A 24,500-nucleotide genomic window follows, 5' to 3' on the forward strand; every position below is an offset into this window, starting at 1 on the left:
AACAACAAAATCCGTAACAACAAATATGGATACGAATGACTATCTTTTCTTGAAGGAGTACATATACACATGAGTAAAATGAATCATGCAAACCGAATCCCTCGTGCAAAAGGAATCGATATGGCGGCATTTTACACGCCGAAGGAATGTAAACGAAAAGCACAACATATTGTCTTCTCGGCTGAAAATGAACGCATTGTCGGAGAGTTCATTACGATCCTGGGCATGAAGGAAAAGTTCAGGGAACATGATGTACCCATCCCTAATAAAATGGTTATGTTTGGCCCTCCCGGCACAGGGAAAACGTTAACTGCGTCATATCTGGCTCAGAGATTGGAGTTGCCACTTGTACTGGTCAGGCTGGATGCACTTATTCACAGCCACTTGGGAGAAACGGGCAGTAATGTACGCAAGTTGTTTGAATATGCTCGCCTTAATCCTTGCGTATTGTTTCTTGATGAATTTGATGCCATTGGCCGGACACGGGAAAGTAACGACGAGGTAAAAGAAATGGCAAGGGTGGTTAATACACTTTTGCAATGTTTGGATGAATTCGAAGGGGACAGCATTCTGGTTGCTGCCACGAATCTGGAGACACAGCTTGATCATGCGATATGGCGCCGATTCGATACCAAACTGACGTACGCGATGCCAGATGAAGATAGCCGCAGACTGTACATTAGCAAACTGATTGGAACGTTTGAACACGAGCACAGGCTGGAGGATTATATCTGTGAACGTCTGGCTGGCTGCAGCTATGCCGATGTGGAGCAGATTGTGTTAAAAGCGAAGCGTAAAGCTATTATTGGGAGCAGTGCTTTGCACAGACAGTTGATCACTGATGCGTACGAGGAGTACAGACCCCGAGTGCTGCAAGGATAGAAGACGTAAAGGGATGTAAATTTAGGTGAAGTTAGGGAGGCAACGAGGTGAGTAAGAGAGGGGAGACAAGGAAGGGAGTATTTCTGAGAATCCCGTACAACCCTTTTATAACCCCACCGTTTAACTCAACAAATAGAGCACGCCCGGCTTCCTTCTTGTAAGGAATGCCGGGCCTTTTAATTACAATGCTGATTTCGCTTTGACAGGTGAACGATATGTTTTCTCTGGAGTAGACACTTCCTGCTGAGAAACCCAGCGTGGCAAGCTTAATCTAAACGTACTCCCATCTGGACTGCTGGAAACGAGGGTTAAAGTGCCACCCTGTTCCTGTGCAAGAAGACGACTATACGTTAAGCCGAGACCCAAGCCTCGATTGCGGCGTTTTTTCAACTCTCCCCGATAGAATCGTTCGAATATGTTACGTTGATCCTCTACCGAAATTCCCGTGCCGTTGTCCTGCACATCAACATGTAACATGTCTTCCTCTGCGCGTAAATGCATGTGGAATATGGCTTGTTGGCCAGCAGGGGTGGCATGAAGTCCATTATTCAGCAAATTCACAATAATCTGCTGAATACGGAGCGCATCACCCATCACGTATAGTGAACCAGACGGTGCATGAAGCTGAACCTCTGGCATATGTTCTTCATAGGCAATTTTCCATTGGTAAATGATCTCACCTACAAGTAGCTTCAAGTCGGTACGTTCCTTCCGAACAGCAACACTTCCAGAGGTCATGGCATTATAATCCAGCAGATCCGCAATCATCCGTTCCATGCGTTCTGATTCTTTCAGAGCGATATCCAGAAATTCTTTGCCTTCCTGCGGACTGACAACATCGTCTCGTACAGCCATGACCAGTCCTTTGATCGATGTGACTGGCGTTTTGAGCTCATGACTTACTCCTGCAAGAGAAAGTGCACGCCATTCTTCCAGTTGACGCAGACGGGTTGCCATATCCCCAAAGGAGCCTACAAGTTCGTTCATTTCCCGTTCACGTGTTTTAATATCCAGGTTTACATCATAATTCCCACCGCGGATCTGTTCTGCTGCATAAGCCACCTGCCGAATCGGTCTCGATAGTTTGCTGGACAGGAGATAAATCGTGAACCAGCCGCAGAGAATAAGTCCTCCAAAAATTAATGCGACGAGCCAGATCGTTTCAGGACTGAACGTGATGGATTGTTTGGACTGCATGACCCATACTTTTCCAATCGTTTGATTTCCGTCAGCAATATCTACCGTCACACCAGCATACTTGCTGTTACGCGGTTCAAGAAAGTCATCGGACAGTCGGTAATAAACATCCTCTTGTTGCATTTTGGGCTGGGAGAAAACCAGTTTGTTGTTATTGTCGAGCACCATGACGCAAAAATAGTTATCGGTATTAAACAGCTTCTCCCGGCTGCTTACAATGGTATTCAAATCAGGCGGAACATGAATTTGGTGATTCTTCACGGTTACTCGATCAGCTATCTCCCAACCAAGCAGCTCAGCGGTTTTTAGACTTTTTTCAATGGATGTTGTTCGTATCCAGTAGAGTGCACCGGCTGCAATCACGGAGAAGCCGATACATAAAATCAAGAAGTAACGTAGGGTCCAGTGTGACAAAATGGATGTTGTTCGCTTCGGTTTGGTTGATGTCAGTTGGCGATCCAAAATTGATACCCCATTCCTCGCAGTGTCCGGATCTCTCCTGTTTCTGTTGTCCAGTGAGAGAGTGCCTGACGCAATCGTTTGATGGATAGATCTACTGCACGATCACTTCCCTCGTAATCCATACCCCACACTTGTTCGATGAGATGATCTCTGGTGAATGTGCGGTTGGGATATTCGGATAGAAAAATAAGCAGTGACAGGTCACGCGGTGTGAGTGCAACCTCTGCACCATTCAGTAGCACTTGTTTAGCTGCAAGGTCAATGACCAGATTGCCAAAAGAACGTTTGTCCTGCCCTCCGGAAGCCCAGTGTGGGTTCCGCCGAAGTACAGCATTCACGCGTGCAACCACTTCTTCAGGTACAAACGGCTTGCTCATATAATCATCAGCACCGGCATTCAGACCGTTAAGACGATCTGTAATATCGTCCAGTGCAGTTAACATAATGACGGGACAAGCACTCTTTTCCCGAATAATTCGCAGCAGATCCCATCCATCCATTCCGGGTAGCATAACGTCAAGTAATACGATAGAAGGATTGATAGAATCAAAAAGAGTTAGAGCCGCCTTGCCATCCGCTGCATGATGAACTTCAAATTCAGCTTTTCTCAGATAAGCAGCTAGAACGCGTGCGATTGCTTGCTCATCCTCTACGATGAGTACAGATTTCAAACAGGGTGTTCTCCTTTCACAGACAAGCTTGTGTACTGATTTTACATGAGGCGGGGCATAAAGCCAATCCTGTTTTCACATTTTGAAAAAAACTGAAAAAGAATTTTAGTTTGACTTCTTCCTGACACATTGGGCTGTTACGATCCATATCAAGAGGTAACGAAACCATACTATACTGGAGGAATAATAGAGATGAGTAAAAAGGCCAAAACATGGATTATTACAGGGGTAGCGGCAGTAGCCATCATTGGTGGGGGCGGTTATTACTTTGCAAATAGTTACTTGGGAAACAACGTTGAGATTGAACAGGTACTTCCGGCAAGCACGGCTGCATCGACTACAGCTGCAGATACCGGTAAGGCAACAACAGTGGAGAACAAAAAGGTTGGAGCAGACCAGTTGAACGGCGACTGGAAGATCAGTCAGGGATCGAAAGTATACTTTTCAGTGACGACCTCACAGGAGACCGTGAATTTTGTGGACGAGCAGGTTAGCGGTAAATGGACACTTAATGTGGATGACCCCGCTAAATCGCAGGCTGAAGGTACCATCGAGATGAACGGCATTGATTCCGGTAATGGCCAGCGGGACGAGCATGTGAAGAGTGCAGACTTCTTCGACATGGCTCAATATCCGCAAGCAACATTCAAAGCCACTTCATTTGAAGGCTTGCCTTCCGAATGGACAGAAGGTCAGACAGCTGATCTGAAAATGAAAGGTACACTGACCGTAAAAGGGATTGAAAAAGAAGTCACGTTTGACGCCAAAGCGGCTTATCAAAATAATCAAGTGCTGCTGTCTGGCACAACGATGGTTACATTCGAAGATTTTGGCATGAAAAATCCACACTCGGTTGTACTTTCCACTGAAAATGATATCCAGGTTCGTCTTGAGCTGAAGCTGGCAAAATAATAGATAGATCTATACGATTCTATTAAACGATTTAAATATAACAAGCTATAAATCTGTTGTGTTCTGCCTCCAGGCGGGCAAACAGATTTTTTGCTTTTAATATTTTTTGTTGGAAAAAAGAATACACCTGCTCTTCTCCCTGAGGCTGGAAAATAAGGATTACGCTAGGCTAGATCATGGTTAGAAAAGTCGACATTGTTAAAATAACTGCTGTTTCCTTTGCATAATGCCGTGTTGCTAAGGATCGTGAAGCGCTTACAATGGGGAGGATTCATGACATTCATTGATCCAAGCACAAATAAATACGAGAAGGGGAGATCAAGGGTGAACAAAAGGTACATAAGCGGCTGTCTTGTTTTGTTGTTGTTATTCTGTGATCTGGGTCTGATCGCCAGGCCCGCAGATGCGGCAAAAAATAATGTCGCGCTGAACAAAACGGTAACGGTGAGTTCGGATGAAAAAAGATGGGGAGGCGATAAAACGCATCTGGTAGATGGTGATGCGAACACCCATTGGAGTACAGAAACGGGAGTAACTTCTGAAAAACCGGAGTGGGTCATCATTGATCTGGGTGAAACGTACAACCTGTCCGGAGCGGAAATCACATGGAGAGACAGTACGGTAGTTAAGTATACGGTTGAAACGTCAGCTGACCAGCAACAGTGGTCTACCGTTACGGATCAAAGTGATAATGCAGATGCGAAACAGATTGCTGATCTGACATTTCAACAACATGATGTACGATACATTAAGCTCAACATATCTTTTTATAAAGAGGGTGGAGCGTGGCCACAAATATTGGAGTTCAAAGTGTGGGGAGAATCGGAGGGCATGGAACCAGCTAATATTACCGATTTTGATTCCGTTCAAGTAAGTACGCTTCCACGAAGTGCGCCGATTTTGCCTGCGGAAGTTAAGGCCAACTATACAAATAAAAAGTCGGGTCTGGTTCCCGTAACCTGGGACAGCGTTGATCCAGCGAAATATGAAAAAACAGGTTCATTCTCTGTAACGGGTGCCGTATATGGTACGAATCTTAAACCTGAAGCAACAGTTTTTGTACAAGGTTATCGTTCCGATTATGTGAGGGGTGTCGATATTTCCACACTCACGGCTATCGAGGATAAAGGTGGAAAATACCTGGATAGCAACGGTACCGAGCGGGACTTGCTTGATATCCTCAAGGATCGAGGTGTCAATTATGTACGTCTGCGTTTGTGGAATGATCCACAAAAATCAGGCGGTTTTAATGATAAGGCTGACGTCATCACCATGGCAGTACGCGCGAAGCAAAAAGGGTTAAAGGTACTGCTGGATTTCCATTACTCCGATGAGTGGGCACACCCGGGTCAACAGCTCAGACCGAAAGCGTGGGAAAAGTTAAGTTTCAAAGACCTTAAGCAAGCGGTGTATGATTATACGGTTGAAGTCGTTGGGGATCTGAAGAAAGCAGGAGCCATGCCGGATATGGTGCAGATTGGTAACGAGATCAACAGTGGTCTTCTCAATGGATTAAGCAGCGATGTGAATTTTGAGGAAAATGCAGCTTTGCTGAAGCAGGGAATTAATGGGGTTCGCACAGTTGAAGGAAACGTTAATACAGCTGATCGGGCGAAGATCATGATTCACCTGGCTGAAGGTGGCAAGGCAGAGACATTCAAATGGTATTTTGATGAGTTGAAAAAACAAGGACTGGGCTCCGATTATGACATCATTGGACTATCGTATTATCCGTTCTGGCACGGTACGTTTGCCGATGTGCAGAAAACGATGAACGACGTTTCAGCAGCCTTTGGGAAAGATGTCATTATAGCTGAAACATCCTATCCATTTACTTATAAAAACGGGGACGCGCATGGAAATATTATCGGTTCGGATCAAGCGCTTATTCATGGAGGAGCAACGTTCCCGGCAACAGTGCAAGGTCAATACGATGCAATCGCGGGCATCATGGATATGATTTCCAATGTACCGAATAACCGTGGCGCAGGTTTCTTCTACTGGGAGCCGGCATGGATTCCGGCAGGTGTAGGCTGGATTGCATCCGAAGGCGATGCGTGGGAGAACCAGGGCATGTTTGATTACGATGAGTATCCAGCGAATGGTGGACATTCTTATGAAGGAAGAGCGCTATGGTCTCTCGATGTATACAAAAGAGGACTGGAACAGATGCCGACAGATCGGCAGCAGCTCGCAGCAGCACTGACACGAGCAAACTCGCTTGTAGAAAGTGATTTTACACCAGAAAGCTGGGGCAGTCTGGCTCCTGCAATTGTTGAAGCTAAAGGGGTATACGCCAAAGCGTATACGTCAGGTGGTGTGAGTCAAGAGGAAACCAATGCTGCAACAGCATCTTTGGAAAATGTAATGTTACAGCTCGGCGTGATTACACCAGAACTGGAACCACTTCAAGCGGCAATTGCAGAAGCAGAGAAGATTCAACGGAATAACTGGTCGGCTGCAACATGGAGCGTATTCAGTAAAGCACTGGAACATGCAAAATCCGTTGTAGCTAACTCACGGGCTACTCAGACTGATGCAAATAAAGCGGTAGAGCGTCTTGAAGCAGCCATTAAGGGCTTGTCTGACGTGGATAAAACAGAACTGCACCAATACATTCAGCTCATGCAGCTGGAAAATGAGTCTTCATATACACACCGCAGCTGGACAGTTCTACAGCAAGCTTTACAAGTTGCTATTCAGGTCAGAGACAAAGCAGATGCTATGCAATCTCAGGTAAATGCAACACTGGATACATTAAAACAAGCCTTTACAAATCTGGTCAAACTAGAAGCCTTGACCACGGGGAAAACCGCTAGTGCATACGGTAGTGCTGGAAATGGTGGCGGTAAAGACAATGCGCCGTCAGGAGCAATTGATGATAATCCAAATACGTCATGGGGAACGGATCAGGGTCCGGGTGACAACACTTGGTGGAAGGTGGACTTGGGACAGGTTGCCAATCTCCGGAAAATTGAAATGTCGATGTGGAGCGGTGGTATCAAATACAAAATAGATGTCTCCGATGATAATGAGCATTTCAAGACGGTCGTTGATACGACAAGTGATGTTGTAGTATCCACTTCCCCAAGTCATGTTCTCCCCGAGGGAACAGAGGGGCGCTATATTCGTGTAACCATTACAGCTGGCCCGACATGGGTTGGATTCATGGAATTTGAGGCATATGGCACAATTCCGGGTGACAGGACCGTATTGAAATCAACCGTTACATCTGCGGAAGCATTGAAACAAACCGATTACACGGCCTCAAGCTGGAGTGTGTTCAGTAAAGTGTTGGGGCAAGCGCAGCAGTCGGTTCTGGATGCGGAAGCTACAGAAGAAGAACTCACCCGTGCGGATCAACTTCTGAAGGAAGCCATTGCGCAACTGGTACGTCAGACGACCAGTCCGGGCACCGAGCAACCATCTCAGCCAAGTAATCCCTCCGGGTCATCAGCATCTTCAACAAATACGAACAATCCGGTAGCTACACCTCAACCAACACCTGGTAGCGAAACTGCGAGCGGTTCTATTACTGTAAAAGGAACAGCAACTGGAGATGGCACATATGTAGTGCGCCCAAGTACAGCTGAGCTTGCTCAGGCATTGAAATCGATGGATTCCGGCAAACGTACGTTGAAGCTTGTCGGCGATGTCCCTGGCAGTTCCAAAGCAGTGACGTTCCAAGTGCCAGCAGGTCAGCTCTCTTCATGGGCTCGTTCGGAGGAAGTGCAATCCATTGAGGTGGTTACAGGCAAAACGACAGTCCGTATCCTGCTACAATCCCTGCCGCTCACGATTGCGGAGACTGCAGGCACGTTTGATGTCGTCATTGCACAAGGCTCCGCAGCGCAAGTGACTGCTGCCCAGCGAGATAATATCGGCAATCATCCTGTAGTTGATGTGCAGATGTTGCTCAATAATAAGTCAATCGAGTGGGCTGACAAAACGGTAGAAGTACTTTTGGCCGCTGTGCAACCTGTCAAAGCAGGTCATACGGTTATGGTCGTCAACTCCATCTCAACAGACGGTGAACTCCATCCGGTGACGTATACGAAGTATGAGCAGACCACAGCTACGATGGCATTCAAGCCGTCTAAGCCTGGAAGTTACGTTATAACCAATGTTGAAGTGCCGTTAACCGACTTGCAGCAGCATGCTTGGGCAATTCAAGAGGTTCAACATCTCTATGGCAAAGGCATCATTGCAGGGATGAGTGACACACGTTTTGAACCGCAGGGTGAACTCACCCGTGCCCAATTTTTACAGATGCTCGTTAAAGGGATTGGAAAAACGAATCAAACAGATTCTTCAGCTAAGCCACTACCAACAGACGTCAAGTCAGACCAATGGTATACGGATGCGATTCATGCAGGTCTTGCGATGAACATTGTTCAGGGTAGAGCGGACGGAACATTCGGTGCGAATGATCGTATTTCCCGGGAAGATATGGCTGTTATGCTGGATCGAGCGATGGAAGCGGCAAAACGTAACAACAACTCCGCTACGATAAACGCTGATCAGATGAAGTTCAGAGATCAAGCAGACATTAATGAGTATGCGAAAGACGCCGTGACATCCATGGTACAACTTGGTGTACTAAAAGGCTTGCCTGATAGCACGTTTGCTCCCAAACAAACCGCTAATCGTGCGCAAGGTGCCGTTGCAGTAGCGAGATTACTGGAACTGCTGTATTAAAAACGGTAACTTGACTTAATTAAAACGTAAATGATATGTAGACAAGAAAGAGGTCGAATCCATGATTCGGTCTCTTTTTTTCGTGTAAAATTTGTTACTGTCGTATTGACAATATCAAAATCGTTTGTTATCATTTCGATAATATCAAAACGACATTAATAAGAAGTGAGGAATGAGCCATGTTTGGATTCCGATTTGTAAAATTTCAACCGAGTGAATATGTAATGAAAGTGAAGAACGGTAAGGTACAGCGTGAAGGTGTGGGTTTATCCTTTTATTATTACGAGCCAACGACTTCGGTTGTTGTATTGCCTGTTTCTTCGGTGGATGTGCCCTTTATGTTTGAAGAGATTACAGCGGATTATCAAACGGTTACCGTACAGGGACAGCTTAGCTATCGCATTATGGATTATAGCAGAATTACAAAGAGCCTGAATTACACGTACAATTTGCGCAAAAATCAATATATGTCTGACGATCCTCACAAGCTGGATCAGCGGGTAATCACTATTGCAAAAGTGCTCACGAAGAAATACTTGGAGCAGTTGCCGTTAAAAGAAGCGATTCAATCCAGCGAACGGCTTGCCAGCAGCATGAAACGAGAGGTCGCACAGCATGAAGAGTTGGAAAAGCTGGGCGTAGAGCTGATGAATCTATCCATTCTAGCGATATTGCCTAACAAGGAAACGATGCGTGCGTTGGAGGCACAGGCGAGAGAAGAAATTTTAAGGCAGGCAGATGAGGCTTTATATGTACGGCGCAATGCTTCGATTGAACAGGAACGGCGTGTGAAGGAAAATGAACTGAATACCGAGATTGCGGTGGAAACGAAGAGGCAGCAGATTCGGGAAACCCAATTACAGGCCGAACGGTCGGTAAAACAGAAACAGAACGAGATGGAACAGGAGCAGCTTCAGTTTAATACCGCGATGGAGGAACGGAAGCAGCAGTTGATCGAACTTACCATTGCGAACCAGAATGCCGAAGCAGATGCCAAAGCGTATGAGATTGCAGCAGTCATGAATTCGCTTCAGCATGTACAGCCGAATGTTTTACAGGCCATGGCCAATATGGGCATGAATTCGGATAAACTGATTGCACTTGCGTTCCAGGAACTGGCCGAGAATGCTGGCAAGATCGGGCAACTTAACATTTCCCCAGATCTGCTGCAGGGTCTGATGGCACCAACAGAAGGAAGAGGTAAGGGAGGGGCAGCACGATGATTGTTGGATGGGGGAAACAAACCAATCTAACCGCTTCCAGAACACGATTTATACGATCCAGTCGAGTCAGTCCGAACGTGTCAGATAATCAAGCCAATCTGGTGAGTCGGGCAAGTCATACAAGTGAGACAAGTCAAAAAACAAAAAAAATCAACAACGGTTGTCCTCAAATTAAAGGGAGATCGGGAGGCGGAATCACAGATGGTTAAGATAAATGAACCCATGAGTGAGCATAAATTAATTTTGGTCAAGCGCAGAACCCGACTTGAGGAATTAATTGTACGTTACAACACGGTACAGCAGGCTCAGTTTTATATTGAACGTCTGGGTGCTGATTTTAGCGATTACATCGAAGAAGACCGGCGTTACAAGCAATCGATACAGCTTGCTCAGCAACAATTGAGTCAACTTGGACGTGTTCAGATGATTGACCGAGAGCATGTGCCCAATTTTATATTTGGAGAGCAAGATATTGTGGTTGTAGTCGGACAGGATGGACTCGTTGCCAATACGTTGAAATACGTTACCGAGCAGCCGCTCATTGGTGTGAATCCAGATCCGATGCGGTGGGACGGGGTGCTGTTACCTTTTACAGTAGAGGATCTAGGCTTTATTGTTCCAGACGTGATTCGTAGACAGCGCTCGCTTAAGGAAGTCACCCTTGCCAAAGTTGAGCTAAATGACGGGCAGATGCTTTACGGTGTCAATGATCTGTTTATTGGTCGGAAGACACATGTGTCTGCCCGTTATGAAGTGCGATTGGGAGCCAAGGTAGAACAGCAATCGTCCAGTGGCATTATTGTATCTACAGGTATGGGGTCAACCGGATGGTTCAAGAGTGTGCTGGCTGGTGCTTCAGGTATTGTCCATTCAGCGGCTTGGCAGCAAATGAGCATGGGGGATGGGAAACATCTGACCAGTGAAGAAGCATCGGTTGACATAACAGGAACGACATCTGAAAGAGGATCGAACAAGAATGAATTCACGTGGGATGCTCCTTATCTGTATTTTACAGTACGTGAACCGTTTCCGAGCCGAACAACAGCTGCCGATCTTGTTTTTGGACAGATACATGGGAAGCAACCGCTGCACATTGTTTCACAGATGCCTGAGGATGGAGTTATTTTCAGTGACGGGGTGGAACAGGATTTTCTGGAATTTAACTCGGGTGTGCATGCGACGATTGGTCTGGCGGAGAAGAGAGGTCGGTTGGTGATTTAATCGAGTTTCTTCTAATATAGTATCCATATATATTATATTGATGTTTGTATTTACTGATATATAAAACCAGTGATATTTTATAATATAAATCCTAAATCAAACCTGCATTTTCTTGATTTGAATCAAGGAGGTGCTGGTTTTTTTGCGTTAAGATGAATACATAACCAGAACCAATACAGGAGGATGATGATCATGAGTATCACGTCATTACAAGAAGTTAAAGCGTACAGTACGGAACGTTTCACGAAACGGGTGTTATCTCAACAAGGAGGCGGTGTCACCTTCGTGCTTCATTTTCTACCAGGGCAACAGCTTCCCGTTCACAAGCATCCGGGTGCAGACCTCACGCTTCTCGTCGTAGAAGGTAAAGGCACACTGATTCTGGACGGAACAGAGCATGAAATTCAGGCAGAAGACGTGGTGTCTTGCGGAGGAGAGACTGAATTCGCGTTCCATAACACTAGCGATGCGGAGGTTCGGTTGTTCGTAGTACTGAGTAAAGTGCCGGAAGCATCTTATGCCAAGGATATCTAATATATTGTAGTAAGATAGATGATCAGTAATTGCAGACTCCGTCAGGAGTCTCTTTTTCTATGCTGGAAACAAACATAAAAACGTACCCTTGGCCTGATCGATTCAGCACTTGAGTACGTCTTTTAGTATCGGTGATGATATTGTTTATGTTGTTTTTGTTGTCCATTAGATTGCGTTGTTTGGACGTCAATGCTTCGACCAACATTCTTGGTGATCAGCACTTTTTAAAAGTATCCGAGCATTTCTTTGGCTTCTCTGGACATCAGTTGCGGAGACCATTGCGGTTCCCATACGATCTGTACGTCAATATCGGTCTTGTCTGTATTTTCTTGTAAAACCCATTTCACCGCACCAACGATGGTGTCATGCAACGGACAGCCTGGCGTAGTAAGTGTCATACGCACTTGGATGCGTTCAGGTTCTTCCTTAACTTCATATACTAGGCCGAGGTCAACGATGTTGACACCAAGCTCGGGGTCATAGACTTCTTTTAAATGCTCGAGTATATGTGAGGTTTGTTCCATCTTTTCCACGCTCCAATCCATCTTGTTAACGTCGGAATACCAAGGCGATATTTGAAATATACACAATCGAGATCATAGACAGTAATGTTCCGCCAATCATCATCACTTCCGCCAGATTGATCAGAATACCGCTGACTAACAGCAGGCTGGCTGCGGCCATCGCAAGTATTCCAAGGTTGATCCTTTTTTCACTTAACATGCCGGCCATGAGCGGAGTGCCAGGACGTCCGGCAAACTTGCCGTATTTGTGGGTCCACCATAGAAAAGGCACAATTTTGGAAGCATAACCGAGGATCGTTAGAGATACCCAGCCTCCAAGGTATACCCAGCCCGTCAGAAGCACAACACGTGAATCGAGCAGCAGTTCCATTCCTTGCGCGCTATAGATTAAGAGAGCCATGGAATATACCGCCAAAGCGCGGCTTACGTAAACCGTCCAGCGGATTCCGGGTCCAGGGTTGCTTTTATGCCGTTTCTCCTGAATTTGCTGCAAATGGTACACGTAACAGATCAATGCTCCTGTCAAAAGCAAAAGCGCAAACCAGAGTAGGCCGCCCTTTATACCTGTAAGAAATGCGATTACTCCCGTAATAACAGCGGCATTCCACAGGATTAATACGATTTTTTGAAGTCGGATGGAGAAATCATGGGACAAGTAAAACATCGGCAGCATTTTGTAGCTGAATCCAGTGATTAACATACCAAACCATCCGAGGGTTCCCATCCAGATATGTGCGCCAAACAATCGTTGATGCAGACCATTCCAGTCGCCAAAGGCAAAATTCAGTCCCATCAGCATGCCGGATAATCCGGTAAGCACAAGGTACAGACAGGCACATGCTGCACTGATCGTTACGGGATTCCAAATGGAAGCACGGTAGAGGGTGATCGCCATGTTCAAACCGAATAACAAGATGCCGGATAGTGCAAGCGTTGCTGAACCAGCAATCCAGATCACATCTGCGCGAATAAAGCCAATGAACATGCCTATAGCACCGATGGTGAATAAGAAATAGTGGCAGTAACCAAGCCCTGTACTATATATATTCGTTTGCAAAATGACATGTATCAACTGATAGACAGCACCCGTCGCCAGCATGGTGGCCCACCCGAGCACAAACAAATGCGCATGAAACCAGCCTTCGGGTCCCCTTAATTCATCACCTAGCCAGCCTGTCAATGAGAGCAAGGAGAAGGCGTGATACATTACAAATCCAACGATGCCCGTGATGATAAAAAGAAACGGCAACCTGGACATGGCTTCCGCCCCCTTACCCTTTTTCAATTCTGACTTTGGCTGTACCATCCGCCTGATCCTCAACGGTGTAGAGACAACCGAGTTGATTCAATTCCTCGATCAAAAATACGGGCACGCGGTCATTATGAATGAGAACAACTTCTCCCGGTTTGCAGCGTTCGAGTGCAGCTAATGTGCGCATCATCGGCTGGGGCGGTTCCAGTCCGCGATTATCCAGTGCAATGGTTGGCTCTTTCAGTTCCTGCGTTGTGGCCTCATCTGATAAAACCTCGGATTTCGAAGTTTCGGCTATCGCTGGAGGTTGCCCTTCACAGGAAGATACGGCATCTTCTAAACCCGAGTCCTCGATCAATGATGAAGCTAAACTTTGATTGGTTGAAGTGTTGGATTGAACCGCCGCGGAAATCTGCCCTGCAGCGGTTTTATTTTTTTTATGCACAAATGTGGTCACCCAATGATTGGATTCAAGTCGTTCCGATGTACTGGAGTATCCTTTCATTTTCAGAATGCCAAGTAGTGGCGTCGGCTTGAACGGCGCGTGCAGAACCAATACGTCTTCGTGTCTCAGTTCTTTAACGGTATCCATAATGAGCTGAAAGGGCTCCAGTTTTTTGCTCAGATGAGGGCGTACGTCCAGCTCAACAATATTAACTTCGGTTTCAGGCATGAACGTTCACATCCGTTTCGGTGCTAACTGCCGTAGCTGCATTTGTCTGCTGAACCAGCTCGATCGAAGATTCATATAAAGCGGCCATGCCTCCGTACAGTGCATAGAAAAAGGCGTCGGGTGCGTCAAGGGAGAAAGAGAGATAGGTTTTGGGGTCCATCTCCAGCACACGCTCAAACAGTCTTGCGCTGTCATAGGCATAAAAGCAGAAATGAGTGAATTCGAACACGGGCATTTTCTCGTAAATCGTTATGATTTCCTGCGCATAGGTTGTCTGCTCACGCTGAGCGATCCGAATCATGGATACAGCATCTTCGAGTCCCAGCGTCAGACGCAGTGTAGTCTCGTTCATGATTTCAACATGCGCCATTCCCGTTCAACTCCGATCTATCGTTTAGTGATTTTAACCTGAAACGTTATAGGACCCTGTTCGATATATTCCCAGTCAAAGCCGTCAGGATGTGTCGATTGAAACTGGAATCGGAGCGGTTTTGGATCGTGATCGTTAACGAGTAACATCGCTTCCTCAGACTGAAGAGCTTCGAACGTTTCAAAGATGATTTTATGTTTCAAATGAGGTGGATACTCTGTGGCATTAATGGTTGCAGCATATGTGTTCATGGTTCATTCCTCCAAATTGGGATTAGTGTGGTGTTGCAACTTGATTATAGAAAAGCAGACAGGAGGGCTGTGTGAGCCTGCTCACACCTTTATTTTTGTCATAATCTTGCCTTATTTTATCTAAAATCCTGTTTGTAAAAGGGTTCTGAAACTTTCGTAATTATGCAACTGTGCGTTATGTTTCAGTTCTTGTGATATTTTGCACAGTTAGCAGAGCCGGACATCATTATGCTTAAGCCCATGATTGACAGTACATGTGAGGAAGCGAGTGTTCTCCTTCAGCCGATGTCAAGAAAGCACCCAAGAGAAAGGAGGTACGTGTATGGAATCAAAGCTGATAGACCCGTTTGGACGTGTGCATGATTACTTGCGTATATCCGTTACGGATCGTTGCAATCTGCGGTGTGTGTACTGCATGCCGGAAGAAGGAATGCAGTTTGAACCGACAGAACGCATATTGTCGTACGAAGAAATTACATCGATTGTCCAGGCACTTGCTCCGCTAGGCATACGGAAACTGCGATTGACTGGCGGAGAACCTCTGGTTCGCAAGGGGCTGGATCAACTGGTTGCGATGTTGTCCGCTATTCCAGGGATTGAAGACATTGCCCTGACAACCAATGGCATATTTTTGGAAACTTATGCCGAGAGGCTGAAGGCTGCCGGTCTGACACGCGTGAACATTAGTCTGGACTCGCTCAAGCCGGAGCGATTTGCCCGTATTACACGTGGCGGTAAGCTACATCGTGTGCTGGAGGGTATCAAAGCCAGCCAGCAGGTTGGATTCAAGCCAATCAAGCTAAACGTTGTACTGATGAAGGGTGTAAATGACGATGAGGTAGAGGATTTTCTACGTATGACACTGGAGGATCCGATCGATATTCGTTTTATTGAATATATGCCCATCGGAGATAGTGGAACCGGTTGGAAGTCGAGTTATTTGCCGCTTGAACATGTACTGAAGACTTGTGGTACCAGATGGAACTATGAAAGCTGCGGTGATGTGTATGGCAATGGCCCAGCAGATAGTTACCGGATCGTTGGAGCCGCTGGAACATTCGGTCTGATCCATCCGGTCAGCAGTCATTTCTGCGGAAGTTGTAACAGGCTCCGCTTAACGGCCGACGGTAACATTAAGCCTTGTCTGTACTGGTCGGATGAGTACAATGTTCGCCCGCTCGTCGGCAACGACAAAGCGGTGCGGGATTTGTTTTACAAGGCGCTCGGCTCCAAACCCGAAACTCATGACATGGTAAAAGCCTTAAAAGGGCAGCAGATTAACGGAACACCTACGCTGCGGCATATGTCGCAGATTGGAGGATAGGAAAAGCAACAAGTGCTTTAAGTAGAGAGAATCGAAAGCAGTTTGAGCTCGGACGCAATCTCAAGTGCCAAATCGCATCAACAGGTCGCAATTGTGGGAGGACAACAATGAGCAGCAAAAGCATGCCCTGGATGGGCAAACTGAAGTATTTTGCCAAACGTGAGAAAAACGCGGAAGGCTGGAGTGAGATGTCCCCGGTAAACCGGGACTGGGAAGACGTGTACCGTCGCCGATGGCAACATGATAAAGTGGTGCGTTCTACACACGGCGTGAACTGCACAGGTTCGTGCAGCTGGCAGATTTATGTGAAAGATGGCATCGTGACATGGGAAACACAGGCGACGGACTATCCATCCACCGGACCGGATATGCCTGATTTCGAACCGCGGGGATGTCCCCGTGGAGCAAGCTTCTCATGGTACTTATACAGTCCGTTGCGTGTGAAGTATCCTTACGTACGTGGTGCACTTCTGGAAATGTGGCGTGAGGCTCTGAAGGCGCATAGTGATCCTGTAAAAGCATGGTCAAGTATCGCGAATGATCCGGTGAAAGTGAAAAAATACAAGTCGGTACGCGGTAAAGGCGGACTGGTTCGTGCGTCATGGGGCGAAGTAACACAGATTATTGCTGCTTCCATGATTCATACGATCAAAGATTACGGCCCGGACCGTATCATTGGTTTCTCTCCGATTCCAGCGATGTCCATGGTGAGTTATGCCGCCGGATCACGTTTCTTGTCTCTGGTGGGCTCACCACTGCTCAGTTTCTATGACTGGTACGCGGATCTGCCGCCGGCATCCCCGCAAATCTGGGGAGATCAGACGGACGTGCCGGAAAGTAGTGACTGGTACAACTCAGGATACATTTTGGTCTGGGGTTCTAACCTTCCAATGACCCGTACACCGGATGCCCACTTCCTCGCTGAAGCACGTTATAAGGGGACAAAAGTGGTATCCATTAGTCCGGATTACGCTGAATATGTGAAGTTTGCAGACACGTGGATGTCCGTAAAACAGGGGACAGATGGCGCTCTTGCCATGGCGATGGGACACATCATCCTGAAAGAGTTTTATCTGGATCATCCTACGGATTACTTCATGTCCTATGCAAAACAATATACGGACTTCCCGAATTTGTTGATTGTCGAAAAGAAGGATGGCGTAAATGTTGCAGGCCGCTTCTTGCTAGGGGAAGACCTTGGCATCGAGGGCAACAATATGGCATGGAAAACCCTTGTATACGACGAAAATACCGGAACTTATGCGATTCCAAAAGGCAGCATGGGCTTCCGATGGGGTGAAGAAGGCACGTGGAATCTCAAAATGGAGCAGGTGGATACGGGCGAGCCGATCGAACCAAGACTATCCATGCTCGGTGTGCATCATGATCTCGTAACCGTGCATCTACCTTACTTTGATGATGAAGGAAGTCACGTAATGGAGCGTCAAATCCCGGTGCGCCGCATCTGGGTTGAAGATCGCTGGATTACGGTTACATCGGTATACGATCTTGTGCTGGCGAAGTACGGGGTTGATCGTGAAATGACGCGTTCAGCAGACTCTACTGAAATCGTTGCAGGAGTTGTTCTGGAAGCGGAAGAGGATAAGCCATTTACACCTGCTTGGCAGGAGAAAATTACCCGGGTTGAACGGGATACCGTCATTCAGATCGCACGTGAGTTTGCACAAAATGCCGTCGATACGCAAGGCCGCTCCATGATTATTATGGGTGCCGGAATCAATCACTGGTACAACTCTGACGTGATCTATCGCGCTATTATCAACCTGCTACTGATGACAGGCTGTCAAGGGGTCAACGGTGGTGGTTGGGCTCACTATGTCGGTCAGGAGAAATTGCGTCCGGCGGAAGGATGGCAGACGATTGCGTTTGCACGTGACTGGAGCGGACCTGCCCGTCTGCAAAACGGTACATCCTTCTTCTATTTTGCAACAGATCAATGGAGATATGAGGAGACCAAAGTCGGGGATCTGACCTCGGCACTTGAGGGTAATCCGCGATTCGAGCACGTTGCTGACTATAATGTTATGGCTGCACGCATGGGCTGGCTTCCATCTTATCCGCAATTTAACCGGAACTCGATTGATTTGCATCAGGATGCACTGGATGCGGGAGCAAAAACGAATGAAGAGATCGGAGCTTACGTGGCATCCGAACTGCAAAATAAAAATCTGAAATTCTCCATTGAACAGCCGGATGACCCGGCGAACTTCCCGCGTGTGCTGTTTGTCTGGAGAGCAAACCTGATCTCAAGCTCAGGCAAGGGACATGAATATTTCCTCAAGCATTTGCTCGGTGCCACGAACGGATTGCTGAATGATGATGATCTCGGACTTCGTCCGGAGCATGTGGAGTGGGTGGATGATGCACCGGAAGGCAAGCTGGATCTTATGGTCAATATGGACTTCCGCATGGCGGGTACAGCGATGTATTCCGACATTGTACTTCCAGCAGCAACATGGTATGAAAAAAGCGATCTGAGCAGTACGGATATGCACCCGTTTGTGCATCCATTCAATCCGGCGGTTGCTACACAGTGGGAATCCCGTTCAGACTGGGATACGTTTAAGGAGATTGCACGTGTGTTCTCCGATATGGCTGCACAGCAGTTCGATGGTCCGCAGAAGGAGATTTTGACTACACCGCTGCTGCATGATTCACCGGATGAACTCGCGCAGCCGTATGGTGAGATTAAAGACTGGAGTGCAGGAGAATGTGAGGCCATTCCGGGTAAAACGATGCCGCATATTCAGGTCGTAGAACGTGACTATGCTGCGGTCTACAACAAAATGATCAGCCTTGGGCCAAATGTGAAGGATAAACCGATGGGTACGAAAGGTATCTCTTGGTCTGCAACGGAGGAATACGAGAAGCTGAAAGGCATTTTGGGTGTGAATCGCAAAGATGGCATTGGACAAGGATGTCCGGATCTGAGCTCAGATCGTAATGTTGCTGAAGCGATTTTGACGCTGTCCACCACAACAAACGGCAAGATGGCTGTACGTGCTTGGGAGTCTCTGGAGAAGAAAACGGCGTTGCATCTGAAGGATCTGGCAGAAGAGCGCTCAGAGGAATGTTTCACCTTCGATGAGATTACGTCGAAACCGAAAACGGTCATCACATCACCAGCATTTAGCGGATCGGAAAAAGGCGGACGGCGGTATTCACCGTTTACAACCAACGTAGAACGGCTGATTCCATGGCGTACATTGACGGGCAGACAGCAGTTCTATATCGACCATGCGATGCTGCGTGAGTTCGGTGAGACGCTGGCGACCTTCAAACCGATTCTGAAACATACACCGTTCCATCCAAACAGCAAACGTCCGATCGAGGGCGGAAAAGAAATCGTATTAAACTACATGACACCACATAACAAGTGGTCTATCCACAGTATGTACTATGATGCACAGCCGATGTTGACCTTGTTCCGTGGCGGACCGACGATCTGGATGAATCATGAAGATGCTGAGGACGCCGGTCTGGTGGATAATGACTGGATCGAATGTTTCAACCGTAACGGGGTCGTTGTGGCAAGAGCAGTCGTCACACACCGTATTCCGCGCGGAGTAGCATTTATGTATCACGCTCAGGACCGTCACATTAACGTTCCGGGTACGAAAATATCACAGACACGCGGTGGTACGCATAACAGTCCGACTCGTATTCACGTGAAACCAACGCATATGATCGGTGGTTATGCCCAGTTAAGTTATGGTTTCAACTATTATGGCCCGACAGGCAACCAGCGTGACCTGAACGTCATCATTAGAAAACTGCAGGAGGTGGATTGGCTTGAAGATTAAAGCACAAGTCAGTATGGTCATGAACCTGGATAAATGTATCGGATGCCATACATGCAGCGTTACATGCAAAAACACCTGGACGAATCGTCCAGGTGCAGAGTACATGTATTTTAACAATGTAGAAACGAAACCAGGTGTCGGTTATCCGAAACAATGGGAGGATCAGGAGCGTTATCGCGGCGGCTGGGAGATGAAAAATGGCAAGCTGGAGCTGAAATCCGGTACACGTGCCAGACGTTTGCTTAACATTTTCCACAACCCGGATCAACCAACGATTGACGACTACTACGAGCCTTGGACTTATGATTACGAAAAACTGACCAACAGTCCGGAGAAAAAGCACCAGCCGGTCGCCAGACCGAAATCCCAAATCACGGGAGAGTACATGAACCTCGAATGGGGTCCAAACTGGGAAGATGACCTCGCCGGTGCTCATATAACGGGGATGGAAGACCCGAACATGAAAGGTGTCGAGGAATCGATCAAAATGGATTTTGAACAGGTATTTATGATGTACCTGCCGCGAATCTGTGAACACTGTCTGAACCCGTCTTGCGTGTCCTCTTGTCCATCAGGTGCCATGTACAAACGGGAAGAGGACGGCATCGTACTGGTTGACCAGAATGCTTGTCGTGCATGGAGATTCTGTGTATCCAGTTGTCCTTACAAAAAAGTATATTTCAACTGGCAGACGAACAAAGCCGAAAAATGTACACTATGCTTCCCGCGGATTGAAGCGGGTCTGCCAACGATCTGCTCCGAAACTTGTGTCGGACGTATCCGTTATATCGGTCTGATGCTCTATGATGCAGACCGCATTGAAGCGGCAGCATCGGTTGAGAATGAAAAGGATCTGTATGAGTCACAAATGGATGTTTTCCTTGATCCGAATGATCCTGAAGTCATCCGTGAAGCACGGGCAGCAGGCATTCCAGAGGACTGGATTATAGCAGCGCAGCAGTCCCCGATCTACAAAATGGTGATTGACTGGAAGATCGCACTTCCACTGCACCCTGAATACCGCACGATGCCAATGGTATGGTACATTCCGCCGCTGAGCCCGATCACGAACCGGGTAGAAGGCCAAGGAAGTTCGCTCGAAGCAAACGATATTTTCCCGGCCATTGATAACATGCGTATTCCGGTTGAATACCTGGCGAACCTGCTTACGGCCGGAGATACAGGGCGTATTCGTGAAGTGCTACGCAAAATGGCTGTCATGCGGATTCATATGCGTAACCAGCAAACCGGCAAAACGAGTGAATCCGACTTGCTGGATAGGGTAGGCATGAGTGCGCAGGAAGTTGAAGATATGTATCGTCTGCTCGCTATCGCGAAATATGATGATCGCTTTGTAATCCCGCCAGCTCACCGTGAGGAAGTAGCGGATCTCTTCAGTGAACAAGGCAGCTGCGGTCTAGACTTTGCCGGCGGCCCGGGTTCTTGCGGCGTATTCTCATAGGAGAGGAGACAACAACGATGACAATTGATATCGATCCAGAACCAATCGTGAAGCCGGAGTATGACACGGAAACAAGACGAATGGTCTGCAAACTGATCTCCTATCTGCTGCAATATCCGGATACCGAGTGGAGAGAGGGATTACAAGGTGTACAGGAGGCCGTTCTTTCGATCGCTGATGAAGAATTGAAGCAGACCGTGTTAACCTTTATCAGCAATGCACAGGCTCTAGATGCCATTGGGTGGCAGGATGCATATGTTCGTTCGTTTGACTTTGATAAAAAATCGAATCTCTATCTCACCTATGCTTTGCATGGGGATGAACGGGATCGCGGACCTGCGCTGATTGATTTGAAGCGCAGATATGAAGCGGCTGGTTTCTATATGGAGTCCACCGAGCTCCCGGATTATTTGCCTATGGTGCTTGAATTCATTGCCGAGGCTCCGGAGCAAGATGCTATCGGAGTTCTGGGTAGTTGCCATAAAGCGCTGGTGTCAATGACTGAAAGCATTGCAGAACAAAACAGTCCATACGGGCCGCTCCTTACGCTGATGTTACAGGTGATGCCCGAGCCGTCTGTTTCGGACGTACCTGAGCCAACCCAAGAAGAACAGAAACAACCTCTCGGCGGTCTGAACGAGATCGTTGAGCTGATGAGGAGGGGCAGTCGGTGAGTACACTGGAATTAATGTTATGGGGTGCTCTCCCGTACATGGTCATTGTGTTTTGCATCACGGCGACCATCTGGAGATATGTAACCAACCCGTTTAGCTGGACATCCAAATCAAGTGAGATGTTGGAGAAACGGTTGCTGCGATGGGGAAGTTTGCTCTTCCACATTGGCATTTTCGCCGTCATCTGCGGCCATATTGCCGGATTGCTTGTACCGATCGAATTTTATCACTGGATCGGTCTGAGTGACGAAGCCTATCATATGGGAGCTGTATTCGGCGGACTACCCGCAGGCATTATTGCATTTGCCGGTTTAGTTATTCTGTTAGTACGCCGCTATACGGCTCGTAGAGTGCGCGCAACAAGCAGTGTAGGGGATTGGCTAGCCCTTGCTATGTTAATCATTGTTATTGTGACTGGCATTCTGGCAACATCCGCTAATGCGGTAAACCACAGTGGATTTGATTATCGTACAACGATTAATCCATGGCTGCGCGGACTTCTTGTCTTCCAACCTGATCCCGCACTGATGCAAACTGTGCCAATGAACTTCAAAGTTCATATCTTGCTTACATTTGTGCTGTACTGTGTGTTCCCATTCACACGTCTCGTTCACATGTTAAGCATGCCGCTCGGATATCTCAGACGCAGCTATGTGCTCTATAGAAGAAGAGATGGAGCTATATATCCGAATCAGAATCAAGAACAACAAAAGGAAAGGGCGATGTAAATGCAACAAAAAGGTAAAGTTCAGCTGCCCTTGCAAACCGCAAGTTTGATTCTAGGTTTCATGGTATGGGTGATTCTGTCATCACTCATGCCTTTCATTAAGGAAGACATCGCACTTACATCGTCTCAGTTGGCCTGGGCGACGGCCATTCCCGTATTGATCGGTTCGGTTGCCCGCATTCCGATTGGGTATTGGACGAACCGATACGGGGCACGTAACATTTTTATGATCAGCTTTGTATTGTTACTTGCTCCTGTATGGTGGGTCAGCCGTGCAACATCTTTCAGTGATCTGGTTATTGGGGGATTTTTCCTCGGGATCGGTGGAGCTGTGTTCTCTGTCGGAGTAACCTCATTGCCGAAGTATTATCCCAAAGAGCGTCACGGTTTTGTGAACGGGATCTATGGTATTGGTAATCTGGGCACGGCGCTGTCGGCATTCGGAGCCCCTTTGATTGCTGCTCAGGTGGGTTGGTCCAAAACCGTATTATTTTACAGTATTCTTTTAATTGGTATGGCGGCACTCAACTTTGTGTTGGGAGACAAAAAAGAAACACGTGTCACGCTTCCTCTGATGCAGCAGCTAAAAGACGTATCACGTAATAATAAGCTGTGGCTCTTGTGTCTTTTTTATTTCCTAACGTTTGGTTCATTCGTGGCGTTCACCGTCTACTTGCCGAATTTCCTGGTAACCAATTTCCAGATGGATAAGGTTGATGCCGGGCTTCGCACCGCAGGATTCATCCTGGTCGCAACAATTATGCGTCCGGTTGGCGGATGGTTGGGTGATAAATTTAATCCGTTCAAAATATTAATGTTTGTATTTGGCGGATTGACGGTAGCCGCGATTGTGTTGTCCTTCGCGCCATCCTTCTATATCTATACGGTAGGCTGTCTGACGGTTGCGCTTTGCGCAGGGACGGGTAATGGTACAATTTTCAAATTGGTGCCTATGTATTTCGTCAAACAAGCAGGTATCGCTAATGGTATGATCTCGGCTATGGGTGGTTTGGGTGGTTTCTTCCCTCCATTGATGCTGACGTTGTTGTACAGTATGACAGGACATTATGCGATTGGATTCATGGCATTATCCCAGATTGCACTTGTAAGTCTCGTACTTGTCATCTGGATGTTCTATCAGGAGAAACTTCAACTGTCTGCCAGTATTTTGGAGAATACGATTGAAGCGATTCTGGTGACGGATACGAACAGTGTTATTCGTTCTGTGAATCCAGCCTTCACGGCCGTTACAGGATACACGGCTGAAGAAGCGGTAGGTCAGAAGCCGAGTATGCTGAAATCAGGCAAGCAGGATAAAAAGTTCTATGACCAGTTGTGGCAAGAATTGCGTGACAAAGGATACTGGCAGGGAGAGATCTGGAACCGGAAGAAAAACGGTGAGGTTTATCAGGAATGGCTTAGTATTACAGCGATTCGTAATGAAGCTGGAGAAGTCAAATATTACGCGGGTATGTTCAGTGATATGAGTAAACCCGATCTAACGATTGCCTGAATAGTGCTTTGAACGGAAGAGTTTTGAAAAAGTGATCCAACATACAGCAAGAGACCTTAACTTGATTTACAGTGGTTAAGGTCTCTTTTTCACAAGTGGTAGTCTT

20 protein-coding genes are annotated in these 24,500 nt (G+C 47.1%); 13 read left to right on the forward strand and 7 right to left on the reverse strand.

What is annotated here, in order from left to right:
- The first annotated feature begins 69 nt into the window (after nucleotides 1–69).
- The gene (locus ABIE27_RS08360; protein ID WP_429350307.1) at nucleotides 70–882 is read left to right on the forward strand and encodes an AAA family ATPase; all 813 of its coding nucleotides are present in this window, start codon (nucleotides 70–72) and stop codon (nucleotides 880–882) included.
- Nucleotides 883–1,062: 180 nt separating this feature from the next.
- Here ABIE27_RS08360 and ABIE27_RS08365 read toward each other — a convergent pair whose 3' ends face one another.
- Together ABIE27_RS08365 and ABIE27_RS08370 are read right to left on the reverse strand one after the other, a co-directional pair.
- Nucleotides 1,063–2,541, reverse strand: a complete 1,479-nt coding sequence (locus tag ABIE27_RS08365) for a HAMP domain-containing sensor histidine kinase (protein ID WP_429350308.1) — start codon at nucleotides 2,539–2,541, stop codon at nucleotides 1,063–1,065.
- Nucleotides 2,526–3,212, reverse strand: a complete 687-nt coding sequence (locus ABIE27_RS08370; RefSeq protein ID WP_123066104.1) for a response regulator transcription factor — start codon at nucleotides 3,210–3,212, stop codon at nucleotides 2,526–2,528. The genes ABIE27_RS08365 and ABIE27_RS08370 overlap by 16 nt, the downstream gene beginning before the upstream one ends.
- Before the next feature lie 192 nt (nucleotides 3,213–3,404).
- Between ABIE27_RS08370 and ABIE27_RS08375 the strand changes: the two genes are divergently transcribed.
- From ABIE27_RS08375 to ABIE27_RS08400, 6 genes are all read left to right on the forward strand, one after another.
- Complete coding sequence (locus ABIE27_RS08375; protein WP_123066105.1) at nucleotides 3,405–4,124, forward strand: YceI family protein; 720 nt, start codon at nucleotides 3,405–3,407, stop codon at nucleotides 4,122–4,124.
- Between the two features lie 324 nt (nucleotides 4,125–4,448).
- Entirely contained in the window at nucleotides 4,449–8,822 is a 4,374-nt protein-coding gene (locus ABIE27_RS08380) for a glycosyl hydrolase 53 family protein (protein ID WP_429350309.1), read from the forward strand.
- Between the two features lie 179 nt (nucleotides 8,823–9,001).
- Entirely contained in the window at nucleotides 9,002–10,045 is a 1,044-nt protein-coding gene (locus ABIE27_RS08385) for an SPFH domain-containing protein (protein ID WP_429350310.1), read from the forward strand.
- Complete coding sequence (locus ABIE27_RS08390) at nucleotides 10,042–10,254, forward strand: hypothetical protein (protein WP_123066108.1); 213 nt, start codon at nucleotides 10,042–10,044, stop codon at nucleotides 10,252–10,254. The genes ABIE27_RS08385 and ABIE27_RS08390 overlap by 4 nt, the downstream gene beginning before the upstream one ends.
- Before the next feature lie 13 nt (nucleotides 10,255–10,267).
- Entirely contained in the window at nucleotides 10,268–11,266 is a 999-nt protein-coding gene (locus ABIE27_RS08395) for a sugar kinase (RefSeq protein ID WP_429350311.1), read from the forward strand.
- Between the two features lie 192 nt (nucleotides 11,267–11,458).
- Nucleotides 11,459–11,800: a cupin domain-containing protein gene (locus ABIE27_RS08400; protein ID WP_123066109.1), complete on the forward strand. Its 342-nt coding sequence runs from the start codon at nucleotides 11,459–11,461 to the stop codon at nucleotides 11,798–11,800.
- 224 nt (nucleotides 11,801–12,024) lie between these two features.
- Here ABIE27_RS08400 and ABIE27_RS08405 read toward each other — a convergent pair whose 3' ends face one another.
- The 5 genes from ABIE27_RS08405 to ABIE27_RS08425 are packed head-to-tail and all read right to left on the reverse strand — an operon-like array spanning nucleotide 12,025 to nucleotide 14,870.
- On the reverse strand, nucleotides 12,025–12,324 hold the full coding sequence (locus ABIE27_RS08405) for a metal-sulfur cluster assembly factor (protein ID WP_429350312.1): 300 nt from the start codon (nucleotides 12,322–12,324) through the stop codon (nucleotides 12,025–12,027).
- A 25-nt stretch (nucleotides 12,325–12,349) separates the two neighbouring features.
- Nucleotides 12,350–13,582 carry a hypothetical protein gene (locus ABIE27_RS08410; protein ID WP_123066111.1) on the reverse strand — a complete coding sequence of 411 codons (1,233 nt, stop codon included), beginning with the start codon at nucleotides 13,580–13,582 and terminating at the stop codon, nucleotides 12,350–12,352.
- Between the two features lie 13 nt (nucleotides 13,583–13,595).
- Nucleotides 13,596–14,249, reverse strand: a complete 654-nt coding sequence (locus ABIE27_RS08415; protein WP_429350313.1) for a DUF2249 domain-containing protein — start codon at nucleotides 14,247–14,249, stop codon at nucleotides 13,596–13,598.
- Nucleotides 14,242–14,601 carry a hypothetical protein gene (locus ABIE27_RS08420; protein WP_429350314.1) on the reverse strand — a complete coding sequence of 120 codons (360 nt, stop codon included), beginning with the start codon at nucleotides 14,599–14,601 and terminating at the stop codon, nucleotides 14,242–14,244. The genes ABIE27_RS08415 and ABIE27_RS08420 overlap by 8 nt, the downstream gene beginning before the upstream one ends.
- 35 nt (nucleotides 14,602–14,636) lie before the next feature.
- Complete coding sequence (locus tag ABIE27_RS08425) at nucleotides 14,637–14,870, reverse strand: DUF2249 domain-containing protein (RefSeq protein ID WP_123066114.1); 234 nt, start codon at nucleotides 14,868–14,870, stop codon at nucleotides 14,637–14,639.
- Between the two features lie 322 nt (nucleotides 14,871–15,192).
- Between ABIE27_RS08425 and moaA the strand changes: the two genes are divergently transcribed.
- The 6 genes from moaA (at nucleotide 15,193) to ABIE27_RS08455 (ending at nucleotide 24,394) form a co-directional block, all read left to right on the forward strand.
- Nucleotides 15,193–16,194 (forward strand): GTP 3',8-cyclase MoaA, encoded by a 1,002-nt coding sequence (gene moaA / locus ABIE27_RS08430; protein WP_123066115.1) that lies wholly within the window; start codon nucleotides 15,193–15,195, stop codon nucleotides 16,192–16,194.
- Nucleotides 16,195–16,301: 107 nt separating this feature from the next.
- Nucleotides 16,302–20,018 (forward strand): nitrate reductase subunit alpha, encoded by a 3,717-nt coding sequence (locus ABIE27_RS08435; protein ID WP_123066116.1) that lies wholly within the window; start codon nucleotides 16,302–16,304, stop codon nucleotides 20,016–20,018.
- Nucleotides 20,008–21,480, forward strand: coding sequence for a nitrate reductase subunit beta (narH, locus tag ABIE27_RS08440; protein WP_123066117.1), 1,473 nt, complete (start codon nucleotides 20,008–20,010; stop codon nucleotides 21,478–21,480). Before ABIE27_RS08435 ends, narH begins: the two co-directional genes overlap by 11 nt.
- Nucleotides 21,481–21,497: 17 nt before the next feature.
- Nucleotides 21,498–22,154 carry a nitrate reductase molybdenum cofactor assembly chaperone gene (gene narJ, locus ABIE27_RS08445; RefSeq protein ID WP_123066118.1) on the forward strand — a complete coding sequence of 219 codons (657 nt, stop codon included), beginning with the start codon at nucleotides 21,498–21,500 and terminating at the stop codon, nucleotides 22,152–22,154.
- A gap of 14 nt (nucleotides 22,155–22,168) precedes the next feature.
- Nucleotides 22,169–22,882, forward strand: a complete 714-nt coding sequence (gene narI, locus ABIE27_RS08450; RefSeq protein WP_123066143.1) for a respiratory nitrate reductase subunit gamma — start codon at nucleotides 22,169–22,171, stop codon at nucleotides 22,880–22,882.
- Complete coding sequence (locus ABIE27_RS08455; RefSeq protein ID WP_123066119.1) at nucleotides 22,883–24,394, forward strand: nitrate/nitrite transporter; 1,512 nt, start codon at nucleotides 22,883–22,885, stop codon at nucleotides 24,392–24,394.
- The last annotated feature ends 106 nt before the right edge of the window (nucleotides 24,395–24,500 follow it).

Origin of the sequence: Paenibacillus sp. 4624 (genome assembly GCF_050435065.1) — a bacterium.
Lineage (GTDB): Bacteria > Bacillota > Bacilli > Paenibacillales > Paenibacillaceae > Paenibacillus > Paenibacillus amylolyticus_D.

Coding starts and splice junctions, on each gene's coding strand:
- ABIE27_RS08360 (WP_429350307.1), top strand. CDS start 70: ATGAGTAAAATGAATCATGCAAACCGAATCCCTCGTGCAAAAGGAATC.
- ABIE27_RS08375 (WP_123066105.1), top strand. CDS start 3,405: ATGAGTAAAAAGGCCAAAACATGGATTATTACAGGGGTAGCGGCAGTA.
- ABIE27_RS08385 (WP_429350310.1), top strand. CDS start 9,002: ATGTTTGGATTCCGATTTGTAAAATTTCAACCGAGTGAATATGTAATG.
- ABIE27_RS08390 (WP_123066108.1), top strand. CDS start 10,042: ATGATTGTTGGATGGGGGAAACAAACCAATCTAACCGCTTCCAGAACA.
- ABIE27_RS08395 (WP_429350311.1), top strand. CDS start 10,268: ATGAGTGAGCATAAATTAATTTTGGTCAAGCGCAGAACCCGACTTGAG.
- ABIE27_RS08400 (WP_123066109.1), top strand. CDS start 11,459: ATGAGTATCACGTCATTACAAGAAGTTAAAGCGTACAGTACGGAACGT.
- ABIE27_RS08405 (WP_429350312.1), bottom strand. CDS start 12,324: ATGGAACAAACCTCACATATACTCGAGCATTTAAAAGAAGTCTATGAC.
- ABIE27_RS08410 (WP_123066111.1), bottom strand. CDS start 13,582: ATGTCCAGGTTGCCGTTTCTTTTTATCATCACGGGCATCGTTGGATTT.
- ABIE27_RS08415 (WP_429350313.1), bottom strand. CDS start 14,249: ATGCCTGAAACCGAAGTTAATATTGTTGAGCTGGACGTACGCCCTCAT.
- ABIE27_RS08420 (WP_429350314.1), bottom strand. CDS start 14,601: ATGAACGAGACTACACTGCGTCTGACGCTGGGACTCGAAGATGCTGTA.
- ABIE27_RS08425 (WP_123066114.1), bottom strand. CDS start 14,870: ATGAACACATATGCTGCAACCATTAATGCCACAGAGTATCCACCTCAT.
- moaA (WP_123066115.1), top strand. CDS start 15,193: ATGGAATCAAAGCTGATAGACCCGTTTGGACGTGTGCATGATTACTTG.
- ABIE27_RS08435 (WP_123066116.1), top strand. CDS start 16,302: ATGAGCAGCAAAAGCATGCCCTGGATGGGCAAACTGAAGTATTTTGCC.
- narJ (WP_123066118.1), top strand. CDS start 21,498: ATGACAATTGATATCGATCCAGAACCAATCGTGAAGCCGGAGTATGAC.
- narI (WP_123066143.1), top strand. CDS start 22,169: ATGTTATGGGGTGCTCTCCCGTACATGGTCATTGTGTTTTGCATCACG.
- ABIE27_RS08455 (WP_123066119.1), top strand. CDS start 22,883: ATGCAACAAAAAGGTAAAGTTCAGCTGCCCTTGCAAACCGCAAGTTTG.